This window comes from Roseibium sp. (genome assembly GCF_025698965.1).
Lineage (GTDB): Bacteria > Pseudomonadota > Alphaproteobacteria > Rhizobiales > Stappiaceae > Roseibium.
On sequence record NZ_JAILWL010000605.1, the window covers coordinates 1 to 3,295 of the forward strand.

Here is a 3,295-nt window from a genome sequence, read left to right on the forward strand (position 1 = left end):
CCGCTCAGGCAGGGGTGAGATATTCGATTGAGTCTCCCAGGTCTTATCTGGAAAGCAATATCTGCGGCACATTTGAGCTGCTTGAGGCCGCCAGGGCCTTTCCTCCCGAGCATATGCTGCTTGCGTCCACGTCCTCTGCGTACGGTGCAAACACTCAAATGCCCTATACGGAGACCGACAAGGCCGATCATCAGATGTCGTTTTATGCGGCGACTAAAAAAGCGACTGAGTCGATGGCGCATTCCTATGCGCATCTCTACGATCTACCGATCACCATGTTCCGTTTCTTCACGGTCTACGGTCCCTGGGGACGGCCGGACATGGCCTTGTTCAAGTTCACCAAGGCAATCCTGGAAGGGCGTCCCATTGACGTCTACAACCACGGAGACATGAAACGGGACTTTACCTATGTCGAAGATCTGGTGGAGGGTATCAGGCTTCTGATGAACGCAGTTCCGATACGACCTGCCGAAGATGGTGACGTAGAGGAAGGCGATAGTCTCTCACCAGTAGCGCCATGGCGGATCGTCAATATTGGAAACTCGAACTCGGTTCAGTTGACTGAATTTATCGAGGCAATTGAGGCAGCCACCGGCAGGCCGGCTGAACGCAACATGATGCCCATGCAGCCAGGTGATGTCCCTGCAACCTGGGCGAATGCGGACCTGCTGCAAACCCTGACCGGTTATCGCCCCAAGACCAACGTCCACGATGGCGTGGCCAAGTTTGTCAACTGGTACCGAGAGTATTATCAGGTCTGATTTTCGAGAGTTTCAATCCTGAGGCGGCTGGCAGACGTCAACCCACTTTGCTGCAGTGATTTCCGCCATTTGCTGAGGGGAGATCTTCACGGCGGCATTGGTCGCACCCGCGGCCGGAATGACAATATCAAAGTCTTTCAAAGAGATATCGCAAAAAACGGGCAGAGTGTGTGCCAGTCCGAATGGACAAACGCCACCAACAGGATGGCCGGTCAGACGTTCAACTTCTTCCCGCCCAAGCATTTTGACCTTGCCGCCAAATTCGGCTTTGGCCTTTTTGTTGTCCAGACGCACATCGCCGCGGGCAACGACCAGAAAGATCTCTTCTTTCAACTGAAATGAAAGTGTCTTGGCAATTTGTCCGGGTAACACACCGTGTGCCTTTGCAGCCAGTTCCACTGTCGCACTGCTGTCCGGGGTGACAATGACTTCAAGTTCAGGAGCGGCATTCGCCAGGTGGGAACGTACACTTTCAAGGCTCATACGGGTCTAAATTCCTGTCTCGGGTAACCTGCAAAAACTTCTGGCATTTTTGCCTCGAATAGGCAATTGGCGACGCCAAAAACGAGCTGTGTATATTTTCAAATAAATTATGACGAATTTTAATAAAGTATTCATTGTAAATTTAAATGGGATTTAAACAGGTATCTTCTAATGCTTATTTCGAAGAACTTGGAAACACGTTTCCACAATTTCGCCGATCTATTCATTTAAGGATTGCCAATATGGCCAAGGCCATGACAGCTGCTTCTCAAGTTTATCCTCCCAAGGGCATGGACGATACGCGTGTTGAGGAGCCGGTTCAAAAAGGTGGGAATGTGAGCGTACCTTTTTTGTTGGCGAAGAATCTCCTTTTCTGGGGATCAGTTTCGCTTTCCTTGTACGGGATCTATGCAGTCTTTTCATTGATTTAAGACTGTTGCTGCCCAGGCGTTTGAATTGTCTTCAGAGTTTCTCGAAAAACAGAAACGGGACGTTTTCGCTGAGCCTGAACTCACAAACTCTAAATATCCGCGTCTAGCCGATTGATACCAAAATGATGGTCCGGCTTGAAAGTCGCAGGAAGTTCGTAAGTGGGCGCGTCGCCCGTCATTTCTGCAACGAGGCAGTCTGCGATCTGGTGGGCAATGCCAAAAGATATCTTGAATCCTCCCGTCGCAGCATAAACTGCATCATGGCCAGGTAACTGGCCGATCAATGGATCACGCTTGTTGCATCGTGGTCTTATCCCCGCCCAATCGGTAACGACTTCCCGGCCTGCCAACTGCGGACAAAACGCGGTTGCCCTGTCGATAAGTTCACGTGATCGTCCAGGTGATGGCGTGGCGTCGGAAAATTCCCGTTCGGATGTGCTGCCGATGGCAACCGTGCCGTTGGCGTGAGGGACGACGTAAAGTCCATCGCAATAAATCGCGGGCCTGTTTTCCAGACCCTTGCCTTCAAGGATCAAGGCCTGTCCTTTTTCCCCGCGGCCAATTCTTTCTCCGGTGAATTGCTCAATCAGGTCAAAAGCGGCAAATCCTCCTGAAAGTACAAGCCGGTTTGCCCGAACCGGTTCCCTGTTGCCGGCAAGCAGAACTGTACCTGATGCTTCTTCAAAGCCGGTTACTTCGGCTCCTTCGATCAGCGTACCGCGCGTACTGACAAATGCGGCAAGTACCTGGAGATAGGAACGTGGTGATGCGCGGGCAGCCAGAGTTTCGTAAACGATGCCGAACGGGGCCGCTGTGGCGTTTAACCAGTCGGACCGGCTGCCGGCCGGCTCCACCAAGTAGGAAAATCCGGTCTGCTTTGGATGCCAACGTTGTTTGCTTTCCTCTGCCCGTTCCAGATGATGCTCAAGCTTGTCCTGGGTGGTCAGAGGCAGGATGCGGCCGCAGCGGCGGTATCCACAACTAAGGCCGGTTTCGAATTCCAGCTGTTCAATGTGGTCTTCAAGTTTCAAAAGTGCTTGAAACTGAAATTCCTTCTTGGGATTCCAGCGGGCTGGCATGTGCGGCATCAACGCTCCCAGCAGTCCACCACTTGCCCCGGCGCCAACATAGTTTGCCTCCAGGACGACGACCCGCAGGCCCTTTTTGAGGGCGCAATGGGCAATCGACAGGCCAAATACGCCGGCCCCGGCAATGGCAAGGTCAAACGGCTGGACGGTTGAGAGTGCCATCGGGAAAAGGATCCTCATGATTGATTGCACAAGCGGGCTGGCCTAAGAGTGCACAGGAAGCTTGGGAATGACCTGGGTGTGAAACCACTGGAGTTTGGACCCTATATCCCAGCAAGACGAAGAGCAAAACGGCAAAATGTCCACAAAAGCACCCGACTTGGAATGGCTGCAGGGTGACGTACCTCGGGCGGAGGGATTTGACGATACCTATTTTTCCAAAGCTGGAGGCCTTGCTGAGACCCGGCACGTCTTCCTTGCGGGCAACAGGCTGCCGGAGCGCTTTGAGGGGCGCCGGACTTTCGCCATTGCCGAGCTTGGTTTCGGTACAGGGCTGAACTTTCTGACGACGCTTTCAGCGCTTCGGGACTTG

4 protein-coding genes and 1 pseudogene are annotated in these 3,295 nt (G+C 52.9%); 3 read left to right on the top strand and 2 right to left on the bottom strand.

What is annotated here, in order from left to right; all coding sequences use genetic code 11:
* On the top strand, positions 1-761 hold a 761-nt coding region (locus K5905_RS30325), incomplete at its 5' end, for an NAD-dependent epimerase/dehydratase family protein (RefSeq protein ID WP_297591429.1).
* 12 nt (positions 762-773) lie between these two features.
* Here K5905_RS30325 and K5905_RS30330 read toward each other — a convergent pair.
* A complete protein-coding gene (locus tag K5905_RS30330; protein WP_297591431.1) occupies positions 774-1,244 on the bottom strand; it encodes a YbaK/EbsC family protein in 471 nt (156 codons plus the stop codon).
* 242 nt (positions 1,245-1,486) lie between these two features.
* Here K5905_RS30330 and K5905_RS30335 point away from each other — a divergent pair, with 242 nt between their 5' ends.
* The gene (locus tag K5905_RS30335; protein ID WP_297591433.1) at positions 1,487-1,675 is read left to right on the top strand and encodes a hypothetical protein; all 189 of its coding nucleotides are present in this window, start codon (positions 1,487-1,489) and stop codon (positions 1,673-1,675) included.
* A gap of 89 nt (positions 1,676-1,764) precedes the next feature.
* On the opposite strand, the gene K5905_RS30340 is transcribed toward K5905_RS30335, so the two are convergent.
* A complete protein-coding gene (locus tag K5905_RS30340) occupies positions 1,765-2,925 on the bottom strand; it encodes an FAD-binding oxidoreductase (RefSeq protein WP_297591435.1) in 1,161 nt (386 codons plus the stop codon).
* Between the two features lie 136 nt (positions 2,926-3,061).
* Here K5905_RS30340 and K5905_RS30345 point away from each other — a divergent pair.
* Positions 3,062-3,295, top strand: a pseudogene (locus tag K5905_RS30345) (tRNA 5-methylaminomethyl-2-thiouridine synthase); the annotation flags it as partial.

What these genes read in the sequence shown, in the direction of transcription:
- K5905_RS30340 (WP_297591435.1), bottom strand. Translation starts at nt 2,925, where the DNA reads ATGGCACTCTCAACCGTCCAGCCGTTTGACCTTGCCATTGCCGGGGCC.
- K5905_RS30330 (WP_297591431.1), bottom strand. Translation starts at nt 1,244, where the DNA reads ATGAGCCTTGAAAGTGTACGTTCCCACCTGGCGAATGCCGCTCCTGAA.
- K5905_RS30335 (WP_297591433.1), top strand. Translation starts at nt 1,487, where the DNA reads ATGGCCAAGGCCATGACAGCTGCTTCTCAAGTTTATCCTCCCAAGGGC.